This is a genomic window from Paraburkholderia sp. SIMBA_053 (assembly GCF_046534895.1).
In the GTDB taxonomy this organism is placed as follows: domain Bacteria; phylum Pseudomonadota; class Gammaproteobacteria; order Burkholderiales; family Burkholderiaceae; genus Paraburkholderia; species Paraburkholderia caledonica.
In genome coordinates this window covers 1-254 of sequence record NZ_JAWRXU010001185.1, presented here as the reverse complement: position 1 = coordinate 254, position 254 = coordinate 1, and the positions used below count along the sequence as shown (strand labels likewise).

The 254-nt window shown below is 60.6% G+C and carries 1 protein-coding gene; it reads right to left on the bottom strand.

Annotation, left to right across the window (positions count from 1 at the left end):
• Positions 1 to 254: SDR family oxidoreductase (locus SB753_RS39385; protein ID WP_410805464.1), on the bottom strand; the 254-nt coding region annotated here is incomplete at both ends.

The window sequence follows — 254 nt, the reverse complement described above, 5'->3', positions numbered from 1 at the left end:
AAAAGCCCGCCGTTGATGTCCCAGCAGGCACCGTTGGTGAAATAGGCATCTGGCGATGCCAGCAGCACGGCGACGTCCGCGATATGAGTTGCAGAGCCGAGGCGCCCCACCGGAATGCCGGCGATGATCTTCTCCAGCTTCTCTGCCGGTACGGTTTCATGAACGATGGCCAGATCGAGCGGACCCGGCGAGATAGCATTGACAGTCACCCCAAGCGGGCCGAGATCGCGAGCGAAAACTTTCGTGAGCGTGAG